The organism is Phormidesmis sp. 146-33 (assembly GCF_052939515.1).
The window spans coordinates 1-15,333 of the sequence record NZ_JBJPHU010000144.1 but is presented as its reverse complement, the minus strand read 5'-3'; the positions used below and the strand labels follow the sequence as shown (position 1 = coordinate 15,333).

The following is a 15,333-nucleotide window of genomic DNA, read 5'->3' as shown; positions in this document are numbered from 1 at the left end:
ATCGGTTAATTAACTGATTTTTATGAGTATCATTTGTTGGTTGATTTGGTATTAGTCCGTTCAAATGCGAGACGTGAATTAAAGTTGTATGTCGCGTTGCAATATATTTTTTAGCCAATTTAGGGCTTCATTTACGGTTGAGACTTGTGTAACAGATGGCATTGCAGGACGATTGATCATGATCATTGGGATTCCCATTTCTCTCGCTGCAATTACTTTTGCATAAGTCGCATTCCCGCCACTGTTTTTACTCACAATCAGATTGATGTTGTAATCGATGATTAGCTTACGTTCTTGTTCGAGTGTAAAAGGGCCGCGATCGTACAGCATTTTCCCTTGAGGAAGCGGCAAAGTGGGATCAGGCGGATCAATCGATCGCATCAGAAACCAAAGATGCTGCAAGCGGGCAAATGGGGCGAGTTGTTGTCTACCGATCGTCAAAAATATTCGACCTGTTTGCTTTTCTAATAGGGTCACCGCCGCTTCAATGCGATCGACTTCGAGCCAACGATCTTCTCTAGCAGATGTCTCAGAAAGATCAGCCGATTTCTTTTGCCAAGCAGGACGCACCAGCATCAGATGAGGAATGTTTGCTCTCGTCGCTGCCGCCGCCGCATTCCAGGAAATCTGAGCCGCAAAAGGATGAGTCGCATCGATCAAATAATTCACCTGACATTCCTGCAAATACGCCAGCAGTCCCGCCTCGCCCCCAAATCCGCCAACCCGCACTGACCCGATCGGCGCTATCGGCTGTTGAGTCCGCCCCGCCAGAGAACTAATCACCTCCACCTTGTCTAACTGTGAAGCGATCACCGCCAACTCCGCCGCATCCCCCGTTCCCCCCAAAATCAAAACTCGCTTAAGATCACTCATACTAATATTTCATCCCTCATCCCTCATCCCCACCATGTCCATCGTCATCGCCGGAGAACGCAGCGGAGTCGGCAAAACCACCGTCACGTTAGCTTTATTAGCAGCACTGCGGCAGCGAAGTCAACAGGTACAATCCTTTAAAGTCGGGCCCGATTATATTGATCCAATGTTTCACAGCGATGTGACGGGTCGATCGTGCCGCAATCTCGACCCCGTTTTGACCTCTGAATCCTATGTTCAACACTGCTTTGAGAAACATACTGTAGAGGCTGAGTATGCTCTCGTCGAAGGCGTAATGGGGTTGTTTGATGGTGCGACTGGCGTGGATGATTTTGGCAGTACGGCTCATGTTGCTAGAGTGTTAAATTTACCCATTCTGTTGATTCTAAATTGCAGTAGTTTGTCGCGATCGATTGCTGCCATTGCCCACGGGTATCAGACGTTTGATCCGCGCCTAAAGTTTGCGGGCGTTGTCTTAAATCGAGTAGGCAGCGATCGCCATTTAGAGTTGCTCACCGACGCGCTCAAACCGCTCAACCTCCCTATTTTAGGAGTTCTTCGTCGTCAGGATGACATTGTGATTCCCGATCGCCACCTGGGTCTCATTCCCACCGCAGAACTCACAGATTTGAATGAGCTGGTCGATCGACTAGCTCATCTAGGAGAAACCTGTTTTGACTGGACAAATTTGCTGCCGTTACTAAAATCCACGCCTCACGCCTCACGCCTCACGCCTCACGCCTCACGCCTCACTTCTCGACTAGCGATCGCTCAAGATGCTGCCTTCAGTTTCTATTACGCTGACAATTTAGACTTACTAAAACAGTTAGGTGCAGAGCTAGTAGCGTGGAGTCCTTTAAAGGATTCAGAATTGCCAGAAAACATACAGGGATTGTATTTCGGAGGTGGCTTTCCTGAAGTGTTTGCCGCCGAGCTAACCCAAAACCATTCAGCGCGTCATGCTGTACAAACGGCCATTCGATCTGGGATGCCGACCTATGCAGAGTGTGGCGGACTCATGTATTTGTGTGAGCAGATTGTCGATTTTGAGGAACGATCGCATCCTATGACGGGCATTCTCCCCACTACTGCCACAATGGGAAAGCGCCTGACATTAGGATATCGACAAGCCACTGCGCTACAAAATAGTCCGATCGTTCAAGTGGGCGATCAAGTATGGGGTCATGAGTTTCATCGCTCTACTGTGACTGAGCCTGAGCAGCCTTTGTTTAATCTTCAAGGCTATCACTCCAGCATTCCTCTCAAGTCAGAAGGTTGGCAGCGCTACCAAGTTCATGCGTCATACACTCATCTCCATTTTGGGGCACAGCCAGCCCTACCAGCCCGATTTCTAGAGCATTGTTTGAGATATGGTGATAGCGATCGTTAAACAATTGGTTAGTTTATTTGTAGGATGTATTAGCGATCGTCAACCTACAGCAGTCCTAAATTAACGTGAATTCAATGCAAGATTTTCGGGCATTGCTGAACCACGGGATGAATTGCCCTAATGCGAAGGGGAACTAAATGTTCAAAGTCCCCCAATTTTGGGGGATCTAGGGGGCGGAAAAGTTGACACTTCCCTACAGATTCATCCTTTCAATCAGAAACGCCGATTTTCGCTTTGTTGTCAAGCTTCTGCCCCCCAACCCCCCAATCTGGGGGACTTTTAGACAAGATTTCCGTTTCAAAGTCCCTCGCTGGTGGGGGATTTAGGAGGCGTTCCCGGATCTGCAACCTCTTGCGAATTATCTCGAAGAGCGGGAAGCGGAGAAGTTTATCGAACTGACGTTAAATTAATTATGAGAATCTTGAAGTAGTGGGTTCTTGGTGATTAGTTCTTAGCGATTAATGACGACTAATGATTCTTGGTTTAAGCGCAAGGATGGAGGCGTTGTCGGTCTAGAATAAATGGCAGTAGTTTGGCAATGTTTCTAGCGTCGTCGATGCCTTGATGGTGAGTTCCTTCTAGCTTAATGCCTGCTAGTTGTAATGCTTGTGACATTCCATATCGCTTAGGTAAGCCTTGAACCTGCGTAAATTGTTGCTTGAGGTTAACGTGAGAAAACGCGATCGGAAAGGAAGCATTATGAAACTGACTATCTTGTTGAAATTGGTTGAAATCATAGTTAGCGATCGACAAAACTCCGTCAACATCGGGTGGCGAACGGGCTTGATAAAGGTTTGAAACTCATCTACGACGGCCAAACATTGTGACTCGACCATAGCGGCCCCAATTTCGATAATTTCCATCTCGTGCCGCTGAATGGCTCCCCGATCGCAACAGGTTGCCTCCAAATCAACCACTAAAAAATGGTCGTATTGATCTAGGTTCATTGGTTTAGGCTCATCATTGACTTCTCTCATAGCTAACTCCGACTTACAGCGTTTGTCGTAAAATCTCACGCACTTCAACTAAAATCTGTCCTAGCTTATTTTGACCGCTTCCATCTTTGCCGCAGCCCCAGTAGTCGTCGATCGGAGAATTTTCTACTAGCCCTTCGTCCCCTGTGCTGAGCAAAATTTCTTGAATGTCTGCATGGGTTCTAAACTTTTGCAGCACTGCTTTTCGTATAACCTCATCCTTTACCTGGTTCCAGTCTGACCGGAGCGGAAGCGCACGATCGCGCCCCATGTTAGCTGCATCTTTAGGAGTTTTAGTCTGACGTACTTTTTCTAAAAAAGGAGTATTGACAAACTTCTGAGCCTGAAAATAATGTTCGCTGGTTGCCCAATACAATTCATCTAGCATAAAGCCATGCGCTGAGAAATTGGAGAAGCACCCATAGGGCTTTTCTCGTTCAACATAAAAGTAAATTGTCATTGTTAATCCTGGTTAATCCTGAAGCTAGGGTGGCCTCCACGATGATAGAACAGCATCTATGATTTGTGCAGGTTAGTTGTTGAACAAACCCCTATGTTTCAGTAGCTTGTACTGGAGGCGTGTGTCCTTTAGATAGTTGATCTGCCTGACGGGTTGTTTCAGGAAGACGATAGTTGGGCGCACAGCGTAATACAGAGTCGATCGCGCTAGTTAGACTAATTCGATGTCCAGTAGAAACATAGACAGGCTTAATGTTGAGTTGAGTGCGAACGACGGCTCCAATCACTTCACCTGCGTCATAGATTGGTTGCCACGCCCCTTGATGTTCTGCTAGTGGTTCATGTTCTCCCAGGTAAGGCGTTTTTGCGACCCCAATTGTAGGTAAGCCACTCAAAACACCCAAATGACAAGCAAATCCACAGCGACGCGGATGAATATATCCATTACCATCACATAGCAACAGATCCGGTAAAGTTTGCAGGCTTGCCAAGGCTTCCATTACCCCCGGAACTTCTCGAAATGCCAGCAATCCTGGAACATAGGGAAAGCTCATCGGACGACGAATCACTACAGATTCTTTAACCTGGAGATCAGGAAACCGCAACACAGCGATCGCTGCACAGGCAATACAATCATCGTCCTCAAAGCCCACATCCACGCCAGCCACCGTTTGCACTGTGCCAAAGTCATCCTCTCTCACCACCCACTTCCGTAATGCTTGCTGAAGCGCGATCGCGGTTTCGGGAGTCGCTGACTGGGTTAAAGTCAACAGAGAAGGCTGCATGGAGACCTGCCAGAAAACGGCTTAAAGAACTGATTGAATCTAGCACTGAATAGGCTCAATTTGGACAATTCAAAAGATATGTCATAGAGCTTGGCTCCTTTGTATCTCGCATTATACTACAAAAGTAATACACCATATTGCAATGCGTCAAGGGCACACCACAACTTTTTTGAAGAAGCGGGTTCGAGCATAGAAGAAATCGTGAAAGCGCTAAGTTTAGAAGTCGATCGAGCCTATCTTTCGGTTTGCTTTGCTCTCTACTCAACTGCATTACTCATACCCAATCAATTTGTGAATGCTACAGATCCTTCGCCCCCTAAATCCCCCGTTCTGAGGGACTTTGAGAATCCGGGACTGCTTTGGCTTGAAGTCCCACACAAGTAGGGAATTTAGGCTGCTCTCCAAGATCAGTAGCACTCAAAGATCAATTTGGTATCAGCCGCCTCAATTTGTGCCTCAAAAAAGCCCTCACTTCTGGTTTATTAGAGGCGAGGGATTGAGACGTTGATACTCTTTTCTTTAGACTCGTATTAGGGTAGCGCTATGCCTCAAGTAGACCGTTGTCTCTATTAGAAAACCGACTAGACTGCTGTGCGCTAATAGACTTAATAGACTTCCTGCATGAATACCTGGCGATTAAGGTTAGCTTCGCAAGTGCCTTCGGCAACGCGGCTATCAGAACAAAGTCCCCCTCCGTGGACTAACGGTTAAAATCGCCTCTTTAGTGTGCGAAGGCACCCTTTGCTCTTGTAGCCCCGACTTTAGTCGGAGGGCATCTATGATTCGTGCAGGAAGTCTAATGATCAGGCAGACATCAATTGCTGAATGCGTTGGGGTTCGTCGCCGAGCCATTGTGGATGTTGAGCCGTCCCGTCAAAAATAGAGGAGGTTTTGAACGGTTCATACTCCCCGCGTGATCCAGCTTCTGCGGTTTTTGCTAACAATGCTTGTACCTGCTCATCTGTCATCGGCTGGAAGGTCTGGACGGCGTTAAACGCTTGATCAAGAATCTCCAGACTGTCCATTCCTGTAATCACGACTGACGTAGGCAGATTTAGCGCATAGTGGAGGCATTCGATCGCAGTAGCTGTCTTCGATCGCAGCAAAATTCCGTTTGCCATACTTTTCATGCCCAAAATACCAACGTGACGCTTGACAAGTTCTGGAACTACGAGCTTTGCAAAGCTACGGTAGTGAGCATCCATGACATTGAGCGGCATCTGGACTGCATCAAACTTAAAGCCGTTTTGGTCTGCTACTTCTAGCATGTGGAGATGAATGTAGGGGTCTTTGTGCCCAGTAAAGCCAATGTAGCGCACCTTACCCGCCTGCTGAGCCTCCAAGATAGCAGCGTGAGCACCTTCTGGGTCAAAAATGCGATGGGGGTCTTCAAAGCGCAAAATTTCGTGATGCTGCACAAGATCGATGTGGTCAACTTGCAGGCGACGCAGAGATTCATCAAGCTGTTTGGTTGCTTCTTGCTTTGATCGACCATCCAGTTTGGTCATCAGAAATACTTTGTCTCGATAGCCGTCCCGGAGTGCTTTACCCATGCGAGTCTCGCTGACTCCATCGTTATAGTCCCAGCAGTTGTCCATAAAGGTGATGCCGCGATCGATAGCAGTCCGAACAATCTGAATGGCAAGTGATTCTTCTACATGGGGCAAGCTGAGGTGCCATCCGCCCAGTCCGATCGCAGAAACTCGCTCTCCAGTACTGCCGAGTTCTCGATAAAGCATTTCTGAATTTGACATAGTTTGTTCTCTACTGCTCATGGTTAAGGCCGTAATTTAATAAACCCAAAGATTGCGTAGGGTAGTGCGGTTTGCGTAACTTGACACACCCTACGGGATCTCTGTTGCAGTGTTGCCTTCTATTTAGTCCGCCGATCCTGGCTCAGTCAATTGGCGATGCATTGCAGCTTTGGCTGGCTCTGGTAGAGCTTGAACCACCGCTGCCTGAACCTTATTCATTATCGATCCTGCAACTACTTCGTCTTTACCTGCCATGAGCGCTTCAAATCCCTGCTTGGCAACCTGAGCCGGGTCATCTTTCTTACTGGCGGCTGCTCTAGTATCATCCATCTCGGCGCGGTTGAAAAAGTTGGTATCTGTGGGCCCAGGCAACAGAGCAGTTACAGTCACACCTGTGTCTTTTAACTCGTTGCGAAGCGCCTCTGAAAAAGACCGCAAAAATGCCTTCGATGCTGCATAAACCGCTTCAAAGGGGCCTGGCATCAGAGCGGCGATCGACGATGTAAACAGAATCCGCCCTTTGCCTCGCTCGACCATTGGTTTTACGACTCGTTTGGCCAGATGCACCGAAGAAACCACGTTGAGTTCGATTAAATTAAGTTCTTTCTGCAAGTCTGTTTCTATAAACTTACCTCCGATTCCCACTCCAGCATTGATGGCGATCGCGTCCACAGGCCCCGTTGCTTTAATCGCATCAGAGAGGGTTTCAACGCCCTCATAGGAGGCCAGGTCAGCTTGCACCGTTTTGACCTGAGCGCCAAGTTGCTCAAACGTCTGAACCATTTCGTTAATCTTTGAGTCAGTCGCTGTGATGAGTAGATCAAATCCATTTTCGGCAAATTGTTTTGCGAGTTCATAACCGATGCCACTGGATGCACCTGTCACGACGGCAAGCGGACGATTAGATGAAGTATTCATGATTTGGGTTCCTGCTGGAGCAATTTTCAGACGGTCGCGACGATAGATGATATAAGTTTTGTATTTAGTCTGTACTATCTTAAATTTGCAGTCGTAGAAGTGCGTCTTTACTGAGGAGTAGATGAATTCTTCTTTCAGGCTTGAGAAGTCAGTGTGAGGAAGACCGCGACCGTCGCAAAGATTCTTTTAGTCGCTTTACATCTACCTGATGGTTGAATTTACAAGACGACTTAAAGTAACCATTCCTCTTAAGTTTGCGCGAACGATCGTGAATTAAACAAAACTGTCTTCTGTAATGTATTGAGCCATACGAAACGCACCATCAGCATTCCACGCAATCTCTGGGTTCATCAAATTTATGTCGTGAGAGATCCGATCGACAAACCCGGACGTAATCCCAAATAGACAGCTTTCTCAATGCGAACGTTCATCCGGTGACAACACCTACGCGCATAGAACTGCTCAAAACCTATTCACACTTGGGAGACTACTAAAATGGTAGCCTTACAGACCGCTATGACCCGGTTGAGATGGTCGATCGCTCTACTTCTCTGCCTGACTTTAAGTTGGGGGATTGTTCAGCAACCGACACTCGCCTCTAGCCATCGAGAAGCCCCGCTGATTGCAGGAGATCCGTTAGCAGACAACACGGATGTTTATGCGTTTCGCAGCTATGAACCAGGGCGAGAAGACACCGTTACACTGCTCTGGAATCACATTCCCCTGGAGCCGATTTCAGGGGGGCCACAGTTCTATCCGTTTGGGGATGATGTTCTCTATGACATTAAAGTCAACAATCGGGGAGACGGCGGTGACGACATTACTTATCGCTTCAAATTTCAAACAGAATTCGTCAATAAAGATAGTGTTCTCGGTATGGTTGCGCCTAATCAAGACGGTGTAATTAGTACCAATGATGACCCCGATTTTAACCAGCGCCAACGCTATACAGTGACCGAGATTCGGCGCGGCTTTATGGGCATGGGACAACAGCGCAAAGTGTTAGGAAGAGGGCTTTTGGTGCCACCGAGCAACATTGGCAGCCGAGCTACACCCAACTATGAAAATCTAGCTTCTCAGGCAGTCTACACGCTCAACAATGGCTATCGTGTCTTTGCGGGACAACGATCGGAAGGGTTCTATGTTGATCTGGGCGGTGTGTTTGATGTGTTGAATTTTCGGTCAATTAGCGACACAGGCGGCAGAAATACCACCGGGAAGTTTAGCGTGAATACCTTGGCGATCGAGGTTCCGATTAAAGATCTGACGCGCAATCGCAAAATGACCACCAATCCGACTGATCCGAATGCGGTGATTGGTGTCTATTCAACCGCAAGCCGCTGTGCGACCAAGATTTCTTCTACAGGCAACTGCTCAAAACCGATTCAAGTATCTCGCCTGGGTAGTCCTTTGGTGAATGAAGTCGTGATTCCTCTGGGTCTAAAGGACAAATTCAATGCCAGCGAGCCTGAAAACGATGCTCAGTTTGCTCAATTTGTGGTTGATCCTCAATTGCCGAAACTGATGCGATCGGTGTTTGGCATCACGATTCCGCCTGCACCCCGCAATGATCTGGTGGCGATTTTTGCGACGGGGATTCCTGCTAATTCTGTGCCGGGTGCGCCTCAGTTCACGACGTTCTTGTCCGATGGCAAGCCTCACGAACTGTTGCGACTGAATACCGCCATTCCTCCGACTCCCGTAGGTCAACAAAACCGTCTGGGACTGCTCGGCGGCGATCTGGCTGGCTTTCCGAATGGGCGGCGTGTGATTGATGATGTGGTAGATATTGAGTTGCGGGCTGTCGCTGGAGGAACGCCTTTTACGCCTGCGACGAATGTTGCGCCTAACAATACTTTGGGGGATGGGGTTGATCGTCCGAGTGTGCCATTTCTCGATCGCTTTCCCTATCTAGGAACGCCGCTTTCGGGTAATCCTCCGCCTAAGACTACTTAGAATTGTGAATTAGATAAACCTGGCGAATTACAGCGGTTACTGATTGGGTAAGCCACAGTCCTGTCATCACGGGTGTGGGGTGTGGGGTGTGGTGAATGCAAATGAAAATGGCTGTAATTCGCGGTTACGAGAACAAAATCCGCCTTCGCGGGTTAAAACTACCTTCCTGAGATGGCGGATTTAACAGCGATCGAGTAGCAACCAGGGAACGGTCTATGTCTTGGCAAAGGATTGTGCAGGGGTTGAAAGGGTTGATTTTGGTGGGGATTTTGGTGTTGGGATTGGAGGGCCGATCGACGCTGGCGGCTAGTTATGAGATTGCTTCTTCCAGCTTTGCCGATCGACGGTTAAAAGTCGCCCAAACGCTGGTGCGATACTTGCCCGATGAGGCGGATGGTTACAATCAGTTAGCCGCTGCTTACTTGCTCAAAAGTCGAGAAACAGGCGATTTTAGCAATACGATCAAAGCTGAATCTGCGTTGGAGCAGTCCTTAAAAGTTGCTGCCAACAATGAAGATGCTCTAAAGCTGCAACTCAGTTTGTTGCTCACCGAACATCGCTTTCGAGAAGGGCTAAATCTGGCTGAGAGACTGCTTTCTCGGTTTCCCCATGATCCCCAAATTGAGACGGCTCTCATTGATGCTCAGGTCGAGTTGGGAGCGTATACGGCTGCACAGTCCACTGCTAAGACGCTAACTGCTAACCATCCGAGCGCTCCGGTTTATGCCCGACTGTCTTATTTACACTCGCTGCGGGGCAAGTCATTAGATGCGATCGCTTTTCTGCGTCGGGCGATTCAGACAGCAAATCGTCACGATCGCGAAGGGCTTGCCTGGTATCGGGTTCATCTCGGACTCGAATTACTCAATGCAGGAAACTGGACAGCGGGAGAACAAGCAATTGACCAAGCGCTGCAAGCGTTCCCAGAATATCCCTTAGCATTGTCAGCAAAAGCGCGGGCCCGTCTGACGGCAAAAGATTGGAGTCAGGCAGTGAATTTTTGGCAGCGATCGCAGTCTCAAATGCCTTTACCGGATACTGCAATTGCGTTGGGAGATTTGTTTGCATATTTGGGCGATCGGGACTCGGCTGAACGGCAATATGATCTCGTAGATTTTTTGGTGAAATCAGGCGGTGACCCGTTTGAGAAAGCTTACGCCCATCAACTTGTTTTGTTTTGGGCAGATCGAGAAAGCCATCTAGACAAAGCGCTGCACTTGATCGAACAGGAACGCATGACGCGATCGGACATCTACACGTTTGATGCTTTAGCCTGGTGTTTGTGCAAATTAGGGCGACTGTCTGAGGCGAGAACAGCGATCGATCAAGCATTACGGTTAGACACGCCAGATTCACGAATTTTGTATCATGCTGGAGTCATTTATCACAACGCTGGAGAGAACGCCAAAGCAATTACTTTTCTCCAACGGGCACTCAGCATTAATCCAGTTTTTCATCCTCTACAAGCTACGATCGCTCATCAACTGTTGGCCCAAATGGGTGTTGTCGATCGATAAATCTTCTATTCCATTTGGTGTTTACTTTCTATTTCCACTTCAGAAATGTTATGAACGTACTTTCGGTTCTCTATCAATTCATTTTTCTGTTAATAGTCTTTGTAGAACTGTTTGGATTTGCTGATGTCGCGGCTGCTCATCCGTTGGGTAATTTTACGATCAATCACTTTTCTCAACTGTCGATCGCGCCTCATCAGGTTACTATTCAATCTGTTGTAGACATGGCAGAGATTCCAGCGTTTCAGGCGTTACAAATTGCCGACACTAATCACGACAAATCCACCTCTGACAAAGAACTCAAGGCTTATCTAGAACAAATCGCACCTCGCTATGCCAACAACGTGATCCTGGAAGTCGATCGCCACCCCATTCCTTTACAGCTAAAAAGCAAAACGGTGAGTCTGCCTCCCGGCGCAGGTGGATTGTCTACGCTGCGAATGGAGTGGGAAATGATGGGCAACATTCCTGACTTAGAATCATCAGATCCGCATCAACTGAGATTTGAAGATAACAACGATCGCGCTCATATCGGTTGGCGAGAAATCGTAGTCAATCCCAACAATGTGAACATATTTGATAGTTCTAGCTACCGCAATTCTTTGACCGATGCCCTCAAAAATTATCCCCAAGATTTGCTGACAACGCCGCTCCAAGAATCTGTCGTCAATCTGTCGTTTACTCAAGGCGAAATTCCTGCCAATGCTACCCCGTTGTTAGCTCGTCCAGAAGGCTCTCATTCTCTCACTGATTTGAAGGCTATCCTGACCCCTAGCTATCAGCGATCGTCTCCTCTACCTGTCAACTGGACTTCATCTAATGGCATCTGGGTGGCGATTGTGGGTGCCTTCATTTGGGGAGCCATGCACTCGTTGTCTCCTGGTCACGGCAAAACTATCGTCGGAGCGTATTTAGTCGGTACGCGGGCTACTCCTCAACATGCGTTGTTTTTAGCATTCATTACGACGATTACTCATACGATCGGAGTCTTCGCGCTGGGATTAATCACTCTATTTGCGGCTGAATATGTTTTGCCTGAACAACTCTATCCCTGGCTGAGTTTAGGATCAGGTGTAATAGTGATTACGATTGGATTTAGTTTATTTTTCCAGCGGTTAGGATTTTTCCAAAAGTCGATGCCGTTGTTGGGTCACAATCATTCACACGATCATTCACACGATCATTCACACGATCATTCACATAAACATTCACATGACCACTCACACAAGCCTATTCACAGTCATTCACACAACCATACTCACGGTCATTCGCACCCTGATCACCTACCGACTGACTCACCTGTAACCTGGAGTAACCTTTTAGCATTAGGAATTTCGGGTGGATTGATGCCCTGTCCAGCAGCGTTAGTATTGTTATTAGGAGCGATCGCACTCGGCAAAGTTGCATTTGGACTCATTCTGGTGCTGGCATTTAGTCTAGGATTGGCGGGCGTTTTGACCGGATTGGGCTTGCTGCTAGTCTACGCCAAACACTTATTTCAAGACATGCCTGTTTCCCTAAAATTTGTCCATCGTCTCCCAGCGATCGGGGCCTTGTGTATGGCGATCGTGGGCTTAGGCATTTCGACTAAAGCACTGCTAGAAATTGGAGGACTCCGATGATTGATCTATTTTTAACGGCTCAACTGGCTCTCCCGAATGTAATTTGCTATGAACAGCTAAAAGACGGTCAGATTCGAGATCTCAGCCACCTCTGCGGCAAAAGCACGCCCCCCAATTCCACCGTCAACGACGCTAGTGTGACTCCCTTTGAAACGTTGCCCCCCAATAATCGATCGCTCGACTCCAACGAGCCAGACGACCCACCTGAAGAGGATGAAGAAGAATAAGGACAAAGATTCTGTAAACCCAGCGAATTAACTCGCGGCTGTGAGAACAAAACCTGTGCAGGTCAAACTCTCAATATTACGTTTGGTGAATTGCCTGACTATTTGAGCCGCCGCAACGAGGCACCCTCAGATTCAGATTTAATCAAGGGCTGATATTGCAGTACCCTAAAAAATGAACCAAACTTTACTGTAGAATCATGCGCGTTTTCGTCCTCCTGTTTACTGCCGACAACGAAAATACAGGAATTCACACCATCAGCATCGGTCATCGCAACGTCGTTCTGATGTTTGAAGAAGAGGACGACGCGACCCGCTATGCCCTGCTGCTCGAAGCTCAAGACTTTCCCACCCCGATCGTTGAGCAAATCGATCGCGCCGAAATCGAAGAGTTTTGCACAGGTGCCGATTACGAATCCAAGCTCATTCCCAAAGGCTTTGTGCCCCAAGACGAATTCGATCGCCTCCTCCTCTCTCCCCCCGAAGCCAACCGCGAAGACACCGACTGGCAGCCCGACGGCAAAGAAGCTCCTCCGCCAGATTCAGAGATGCCAAACAGCGAACTCGATCGCATCCGGCGACAGTTGGAAGGGCTTTTGTAGGGAAGGGATGAGGGATGAGGGATGAGGGATGAGGGATGGAGAGCTTCAGGTTTTGTTCTGAATTCTCTTCACACCTTGCCTGATCTGGGAATTAAGACAGAATTTGAAATCACACAGGAAGACGGAAGGATGAATCGAGAACCGCAAACCGAAGATGCCAATATTCCTCCCTCCTCCCTCCTTTCTCCTCCCTCAGAACGCGGTCATTTGCTGACAGAGCAGGTGAATCTTGAAAGCTTGAATTTAGATCAGCTTTCGACTGTGGAATTGGTGGAGTTGTTTAATCGGGAAGATGCAAAGACGATCGCTGCCATTGCCCAGTCCAAACTTCAGATAGCAGAGGCGATCGATCAAACGGCTCGTGCGCTGCGTCAGGGAGGACGACTTTTCTATATCGGGGCTGGCACTAGTGGACGGTTGGGAGTTCTTGATGCCGCAGAATGTCCGCCTACCTTTTGTACTCCCCCCGACCTCGTACAAGGAATTATTGCCGGGGGGGCAGGGGCGCTGTTGCGAAGCTCTGAAGGATTGGAAGATTTGTCAGAAGACGGGGCGGCGGCGATCGCGCATCATCACATTACTCAACTCGATGTCGTCGTTGGCATTACGGCTGGGGGCACGACTCCCTATGTTCATGGTGCACTGCAAGCGGCCAGACAGCGAGGGGCGACGACGATATTTATTGCCTGTGTGCCTGCTGATCAAGTCAGCGCTGAAGTAGATATCGACATTCGCCTGTTGGTTGGGCCCGAAGTATTGGCTGGCTCGACTCGACTCAAAGCGGGCACCGTCACCAAACTGGTCTTAAATATCCTCTCGACGGGCACGATGGTCAAATTGGGCAAGGTTTATGGCAATCGCATGATCGATGTCGCCGTCACCAATCGCAAGCTACACGATCGCGCCCTCCGTATTCTGCAAGACCTGACCGATCTCAGCCGCGAAGAAGCAGGCTACCTACTCGAACAAAGTGGACGATCTGTAAAACTAGCCCTCCTCATGCACTGGACAGGACTGGACAAAGAATCAAGCGATCGGCTCCTGGCAACTCATCAAGGCAATCTGCGGCAAGCAGTGTTGTCGAACGAAATGCAAACAGGCTAATCTCCACCCGGAATAGCCACAATCTGCCACTGACCTTCTGCTTTCCTCAAGACTACGCGATACTCCAACGGGTGAAACGCATAGCGATTGAACACATAACCCTTTTTGTCATTGGGCAAAATAATTGGAGTCCAGCCCTCGATCGGGCTGTAGGCCTCAATCTGCTCCTCCTGTCCATTTTCAAATATTGGACGATCGAAGTCCACTACTTCATTTGACAGTACCGCAATCACCGGACTGTTGAGGCTGGGTCTTGAACGGACATTGACACGATCGCCCACCACAATCACTTTAGAGAGCGAGTATTCAATGCCCTTCGACTCGCGTGGCGGTGGAAACTGCTTTGCAAAGGCATCCTGCACCGTCGGACAGATCCAACCATCTAGCGTCTCTGCCGATCGAACGTTCCTTTTGCCGCACCCAGACGACAGCGATTTTTCCAAAATGCCCCACAGTCTTGCCTTGGGGTCACTCAGCTTCAGACTTTCTAGCGATTGGGGGACACCAAATCCCATCGAAACGCCCCTAGCAGGAATCAGCGCCGACACAAATCGAACATCTCGCTTTTGGACAGCTTTCTGCAACCGTTGACGAAATGCTGCAAACTCAGGATCATCATCAGTTTCATCACTGAGAACAATTTTTTGACGCGGAAAGTCCTCTAATTTTGGCTCAGGAGTGGGCGGAGTCGAGGGCGTGGGTGCAGGTGCAGAAGGTTTTGGTGAGGGCGTGGACTGAGCCACCGGAGTTTGAGGGGGGGGATTTAGACGAACGATTGCCGCAATACTTGCCCCCACAACGGCCGCACAGGCGACGGCGATCGCAATCCACAAAGGTGCATTTCTCATAACCAAAAACCAGACGTGACGATACGGTAAGTAACTACAGCAGCGATCGCCCAATTTTACGAAAGTCCTTGATAGGAGAGAATCACAGCACACCTTCACCGAACGATCGAGAGTTAAAAAAGCTGGCGGTTAAAACCACGCCTACAAGCACGAATTCTGCCTTCGCAGTAGGAAGAGCGGCAAATTAATTCGCTAAGTTTATTTAATTCAGGATTCTAAGGATCGTGAATTAACCAACCTGTAATTCTCGCGGTTTCGCTTCGTTTAATTTAGCTTCAGCCCCCTTGTATCTTAAGAGTGTGGCAGACCG

14 protein-coding genes and 1 pseudogene are annotated in these 15,333 nt (G+C 48.5%); 7 read left to right on the top strand and 8 right to left on the bottom strand.

Going from position 1 to position 15,333, the window contains the following annotated elements:
• Positions 1 to 78 precede the first annotated feature (78 nt).
• Positions 79 to 873, bottom strand: coding sequence for a cobalt-precorrin-6A reductase (locus ACJ2PR_RS31620; protein ID WP_446879970.1), 795 nt, complete (start codon positions 871 to 873; stop codon positions 79 to 81).
• Positions 874 to 907: 34 nt separating this feature from the next.
• Here ACJ2PR_RS31620 and ACJ2PR_RS31615 point away from each other — a divergent pair, with 34 nt between their 5' ends.
• A complete protein-coding gene (locus tag ACJ2PR_RS31615; protein ID WP_446879969.1) occupies positions 908 to 2,263 on the top strand; it encodes a cobyrinate a,c-diamide synthase in 1,356 nt (451 codons plus the stop codon).
• A gap of 483 nt (positions 2,264 to 2,746) precedes the next feature.
• Here ACJ2PR_RS31615 and ACJ2PR_RS31610 read toward each other — a convergent pair whose 3' ends face one another.
• The 6 genes and pseudogenes from ACJ2PR_RS31610 to ACJ2PR_RS31585 all read right to left on the bottom strand — a co-directional run bounded on the left by ACJ2PR_RS31610 (position 2,747) and on the right by ACJ2PR_RS31585 (position 7,153).
• Positions 2,747 to 3,016, bottom strand: a complete 270-nt coding sequence (locus tag ACJ2PR_RS31610; RefSeq protein WP_446879971.1) for a hypothetical protein — start codon at positions 3,014 to 3,016, stop codon at positions 2,747 to 2,749.
• A 26-nt stretch (positions 3,017 to 3,042) separates the two neighbouring features.
• A pseudogene (locus tag ACJ2PR_RS31605) lies at positions 3,043 to 3,126 on the bottom strand (hypothetical protein); the annotation flags it as partial.
• Positions 3,127 to 3,253: 127 nt separating this feature from the next.
• Positions 3,254 to 3,697, bottom strand: coding sequence for an NADAR family protein (locus tag ACJ2PR_RS31600; RefSeq protein WP_446879968.1), 444 nt, complete (start codon positions 3,695 to 3,697; stop codon positions 3,254 to 3,256).
• 91 nt (positions 3,698 to 3,788) lie between these two features.
• The gene (nfi, locus tag ACJ2PR_RS31595; RefSeq protein WP_446879967.1) at positions 3,789 to 4,481 is read right to left on the bottom strand and encodes a deoxyribonuclease V; all 693 of its coding nucleotides are present in this window, start codon (positions 4,479 to 4,481) and stop codon (positions 3,789 to 3,791) included.
• Positions 4,482 to 5,284: 803 nt separating this feature from the next.
• A complete protein-coding gene (locus tag ACJ2PR_RS31590) occupies positions 5,285 to 6,235 on the bottom strand; it encodes an aldo/keto reductase (protein WP_446879966.1) in 951 nt (316 codons plus the stop codon).
• Between the two features lie 123 nt (positions 6,236 to 6,358).
• Entirely contained in the window at positions 6,359 to 7,153 is a 795-nt protein-coding gene (locus ACJ2PR_RS31585; protein WP_446862078.1) for an SDR family NAD(P)-dependent oxidoreductase, read from the bottom strand.
• 495 nt (positions 7,154 to 7,648) lie between these two features.
• Here ACJ2PR_RS31585 and ACJ2PR_RS31580 point away from each other — a divergent pair, with 495 nt between their 5' ends.
• From ACJ2PR_RS31580 to murQ, 6 genes are all read left to right on the top strand, one after another.
• The gene (locus ACJ2PR_RS31580) at positions 7,649 to 9,109 is read left to right on the top strand and encodes a DUF4331 domain-containing protein (protein ID WP_446870161.1); all 1,461 of its coding nucleotides are present in this window, start codon (positions 7,649 to 7,651) and stop codon (positions 9,107 to 9,109) included.
• A gap of 215 nt (positions 9,110 to 9,324) precedes the next feature.
• Positions 9,325 to 10,626 (top strand): tetratricopeptide repeat protein, encoded by a 1,302-nt coding sequence (locus tag ACJ2PR_RS31575; RefSeq protein WP_446879965.1) that lies wholly within the window; start codon positions 9,325 to 9,327, stop codon positions 10,624 to 10,626.
• 50 nt (positions 10,627 to 10,676) lie between these two features.
• Complete coding sequence (locus tag ACJ2PR_RS31570; RefSeq protein ID WP_446879964.1) at positions 10,677 to 12,245, top strand: nickel/cobalt transporter; 1,569 nt, start codon at positions 10,677 to 10,679, stop codon at positions 12,243 to 12,245.
• Complete coding sequence (locus ACJ2PR_RS31565; protein WP_446870158.1) at positions 12,242 to 12,472, top strand: hypothetical protein; 231 nt, start codon at positions 12,242 to 12,244, stop codon at positions 12,470 to 12,472. Before ACJ2PR_RS31570 ends, ACJ2PR_RS31565 begins: the two co-directional genes overlap by 4 nt.
• Positions 12,473 to 12,669: 197 nt before the next feature.
• Positions 12,670 to 13,071 (top strand): DUF3110 domain-containing protein, encoded by a 402-nt coding sequence (locus ACJ2PR_RS31560; protein ID WP_446870157.1) that lies wholly within the window; start codon positions 12,670 to 12,672, stop codon positions 13,069 to 13,071.
• 129 nt (positions 13,072 to 13,200) lie between these two features.
• Positions 13,201 to 14,175, top strand: coding sequence for an N-acetylmuramic acid 6-phosphate etherase (murQ, locus tag ACJ2PR_RS31555; RefSeq protein ID WP_446870156.1), 975 nt, complete (start codon positions 13,201 to 13,203; stop codon positions 14,173 to 14,175).
• Here the strand turns inward: murQ and ACJ2PR_RS31550 are convergent.
• A complete protein-coding gene (locus ACJ2PR_RS31550; RefSeq protein WP_446879963.1) occupies positions 14,172 to 15,023 on the bottom strand; it encodes an SH3 domain-containing protein in 852 nt (283 codons plus the stop codon). The two genes, murQ and ACJ2PR_RS31550, sit on opposite strands and share 4 nt — an antisense overlap.
• Positions 15,024 to 15,333 lie beyond the last annotated feature (310 nt).